This window comes from Planktothrix sp. FACHB-1355 (genome assembly GCF_014748295.1).
Lineage (GTDB): Bacteria > Cyanobacteriota > Cyanobacteriia > Cyanobacteriales > Aerosakkonemataceae > Aerosakkonema > Aerosakkonema funiforme_A.
Genome location: NZ_JACJUP010000606.1, coordinates 1 through 4,044, shown reverse-complemented (window position 1 = coordinate 4,044; position 4,044 = coordinate 1). Strand labels below are relative to the sequence as shown.

2 protein-coding genes and 1 pseudogene are annotated in these 4,044 nt (G+C 46.0%); 1 reads left to right on the top strand and 2 read right to left on the bottom strand.

The annotated features are described in order from the left end of the window. Positions 1-928 (bottom strand): annotated as a pseudogene (locus H6S82_RS21510) (ammonia channel protein); the annotation flags it as partial. Positions 929-1,317: 389 nt separating this feature from the next. Beyond that, positions 1,318-2,910: an ammonium transporter gene (locus H6S82_RS21505; protein ID WP_190465199.1), complete on the bottom strand. Its 1,593-nt coding sequence runs from the start codon at positions 2,908-2,910 to the stop codon at positions 1,318-1,320. 595 nt (positions 2,911-3,505) lie between these two features. Between H6S82_RS21505 and H6S82_RS21500 the strand changes: the two genes are divergently transcribed. Then, on the top strand, positions 3,506-4,044 hold a 539-nt coding region (locus tag H6S82_RS21500), incomplete at its 3' end, for an AAA-like domain-containing protein (RefSeq protein ID WP_191056678.1).

Genomic DNA, 4,044 nt, shown 5'->3' with positions numbered 1-4,044 from the left:
TGCGGGGGCCAAGAATGTAGACTGCGACCAAAGCGGAAACACCGGAACTGATGTGTACAACTGTACCGCCGGCAAAGTCTAATGCTCCCAAGTCTAGGAGCCAGCCACCTTTACCCCAAACCCAGTGAGCTAGGGGAGAGTAGATAAAGGTAGACCAAAGCAATATAAACCAGAAATATGCTTTGAAACTCATCCGCTCAACGATCGCACCCGAAATCAAGGCGGGTGTGATGATGGCGAACATCATGTTGTAAAGCATGAAAAGTTGATGCGGAATCGTGCTGGCATAGCCGATCGCGCTTGGTTTGTCGAACTCAACGCCGCTTAAAAATGCCCATTTCAAGCTACCGATGAACGGATTGGCAGTAAAAGCAGGATCTTGTCCTGGGTTGATGGTATTTGGTGCAAAGGCGAGACTGTAGCCCCACAGCGCCCAGGTAACGCCGACAACTGCCATGAGGATCAAGCTCATCATCATGGTGTTGAGGACGTTGCGCGATCGCACCAATCCTCCATAGAAAAATGCCAATCCGGGCGTCATTAACAACACGAGACCGGTGGAAATCAACATCCAGGCTGTGTCACCAAAATCGATCGCAGGCTGTGCAGTAGCAGCACCAGAAGCTTCTTGGCTGGAAGCATCCGGTGTGGGGACGACAGGTAATGGAGCTACTTCTGCTGGTGAAGCTGTTGGGGATGGAGATATTTCACTTGTAGGACTTGGGCTGGCAGCATCTGTGGGGGAAACCGTAGGCGATGGTGATGCTTCCGGCGAACCCGTGGGCGATGGTGACGCTTCTGGCGAACCCGTAGGCGATGGTGATGCTTCCGGCGAACCCGTAGGCGCTGGCGATGCTTCCGGACTAGATAGCGTAGGAGAAGGACTTGCTAAAGGTGATGCGTCCTGGGCAAATGTGTTTTCCACCATTAACCCAAAAAATAGACACACCGAGATTAAGCAAGCAATGAGAAACTTTTTTAACACTTGTTTGTTCCCTTCAATATCGAAGAGTTGGCAGAAATGAATTCAATTGAACGAACTTTAAGTATCAGCTTTCTGTATTGTGTTATACAGATTTTTACCCTAAAATATGTAATGTGAGGGAGCGAATTGAGCGGGTAAAAATCACCAGATCTTTGTCTGTAAAGCTTAGATTCCAAGCGTTTGGAAATTGAGAGTTGCTGTAACTGAAAATTAGTTGCAGCCTAAAAAAATATCTGCCCTAAGTTCATCTCAAATAAACTTTAGAACTCAGGACAGAGTAGCTTCAGTCAAATTTGCGACAATATAAGCTGCAAATTAACTTTAAGCTCGAACTAGAAACCAGTGGTGAAGTTACCGGGCTTAGAGATACCGCGATCGCCAGCAGCTTGTATATTACTACCGCGTGCTTCTTTGAGAAAACCGCTGTAAGCTTCCATACCGTGTTCGCCAATATCCAAGCCGACGACTTCTTCTTCTGGAGTTACTCGGATACCAAGGGTGGACTTCAGCGCCAACCAGAAGATCGTGCTGACCAGAACTGTTATACCTCCCACAGAGAGAATGCCAACTACTTGAGGAATCACCTGCGTCAAGCCGCCACCCAGGAGTAAACCTTTGGCAGGGCCACTCGTGTACCAAGAGTAAACGTCAGGGCCAACGCTAAACAAACCAACAGCTAGGGTTCCCCACACACCGCAAACGAGGTGAACTGAGGTAGCGCCCACAGGGTCATCAATTTTAATTCTGTCGAAGAACGTGACTGAGAAAACTACGATTACTCCGGCTACTAAACCAATGATGAAAGCGCTGCCAACGTTAACGTAAGCGCAAGATGCTGTAATCGCAACTAAACCAGCCAAAATGCCGTTGATAATCATGGAAAGGTCTGGCTTGCCCAGGTACAGCCAAGCGACAGTTGTGGCGACAACTCCACCAACAGCACCGGCCATGTTAGTTGTGAGCGCAATATGAGTAATGGCATTAGCATCAGCAGCCATTGTCGATCCGGGGTTGAAGCCAAACCAGCCCAACCACAATATTAAGCAACCTAAAGTGGCGATACTCATGTTATGACCGGGCATAGCATAGCTTTGCCCATCTTGATATTTACCCAGCCGTGGGCCTAAAAAAGCAGCTCCCATGAGCGCTGCCCAGCCACCAACCGAGTGAACTACGGTTGAACCGGCAAAGTCGTAGAAACCCATTTTTGCCAGCCAGCCACCGCCCCAAATCCAGTGTCCGGTAATGGGGTAGGCAATACCCACAAGTAAGACGCTGAAGATTAAGAAGTCAACGAACTTAATTCTTTCAGCAACGGCTCCAGAAACGATCGTTGCTGCTGTGCCGGCAAATACTAACTGGAACAAAAATTTGGCAGAAAGGGGTACGCCAGTCCAGTTGAGCGAGCTGAAGATACCTTGATAAGCATCTCCTGTGGCGGGACTGTTATCTGCTCCGCTGAGGAAAAAGCCACCGCTGATGCCGATGAAACCATTGCCATTGCTAAACATCAGACCAAAACCAATTGCCCAGAACGCAATGGTAGAAAGGGCAAAGACAATCAGGTTTTTAGCTAATACATTGACGGCGTTTTTCTCGCGGCAGAAGCCTGTTTCTAACATACAGAAACCGGCGTTCATAAAAAACACTAAAAAAGCGGCGATCGCAACCCATAGAGTATCTAAAGCCACCTTCAATTCGGCTGTTGTTGGCCCAGATGCGGCGGGAGCATCTTGGGCTACGGCTACGTAACCCCATGTCAGCACGACCAAAGTTGCCAGGGGAATGCAGGCTTGCCAACTGGGAGACAGTCGCTTGATGGCTATTTGCAACTGTTTGAACATTTTGGCATTTCCGGAAAGGTGAAATTGCCAATTGGAAAAAAATTTCCTTGTTTTAGTTCTCGATCTCTTCTTTTTGAGCATGAGTTTAGACACGATCTCTGTACTATCTTTGATTGAACGAAACACAACCAACCGTTTAGTCCGAATTGCCGCTTACCAATGAATTTGAAGTTAGTGTAAATACAATACGGCACAAACGCAGTAGATTACTCAACTTGGGATTAAATTCCCTATTAACATCTCAAAAGAATGCTATTTACCCCTGCAAGTGCTAAGATTTTCCATTCCATTTAAAAAATATTTCTGTATCAAATAATACTTTTTCTTCCGATCGGGCTACAAATCTGCGAGCTTCTGGTTTGACTCTGCGGTACGAATGTCTGGAGTAAAAAAGCCATTTGTGTCTCAGAATAATTTTTATGTGAATTAAATTATTGTGAATAATTGTCAATAAATACAATTAAAATCGAGCGATTGACAAGATGCGATCGACCCAAACATAGAGTGTTGCGATCGAAGTGGGTACTTTAGTCGATCTTCTACGACAAACACCATTTTTTTCCAAAGCAAAACTTTTCTGTCTGGCTGCACTGCCATACAGACTTTCTATATAAATAGAATATATCTTAAGATAGAGATTAATATAGATTGAAAGTAAATTTACCAGGCTAGGCTTATGATATGTAGTCGCGATCGAGAAAACAACTTCCTGACGGCGGAAAACCTTGAGCTTCCCGGTAGCCCCATATCGCTTAATTCGAGATTTTATATTGAGCGGCCTCCCACTGAAGCTCTCGTCTATACAGAAATATCCAAGCCTGGTAGTTTAATCCGCATTCGAGCGCCTAGAAAAATGGGGAAAAGTTCCCTAATGCTGCGCCTGCTTAACCAAGCTGCCACTTTAGGCTACTGTACAGCCACAATCGATTTTCAGCAGGCTGAAACCGCGATTTTTGAGAGTTCCGACAAATTCTTGCGCTGGATGTGCAGTAACCTGGCACGGCAGTTAAAACTAGCACCCAGCCTGGATGAGTACTGGGACGAAGGTATGGGTAGCAAAGTCAGCTGCACCATTTATTTGGAAGGATATTTGTTAGGACAAATTAATGCTCCGTTAGTGTTAGCGCTTAATGAAGTCAATCGGCTATTTGAATACCCGGATATTGCCCAAGATTTTTTTTCACTCTTGCGCTTTTGGCACGAACAAGCTAGAAC

What these genes read in the sequence shown, in the direction of transcription:
- H6S82_RS21505 (WP_190465199.1), bottom strand. Translation starts at nt 2,910, where the DNA reads ATGCTCAAAAAGAAGAGATCGAGAACTAAAACAAGGAAATTTTTTTCC.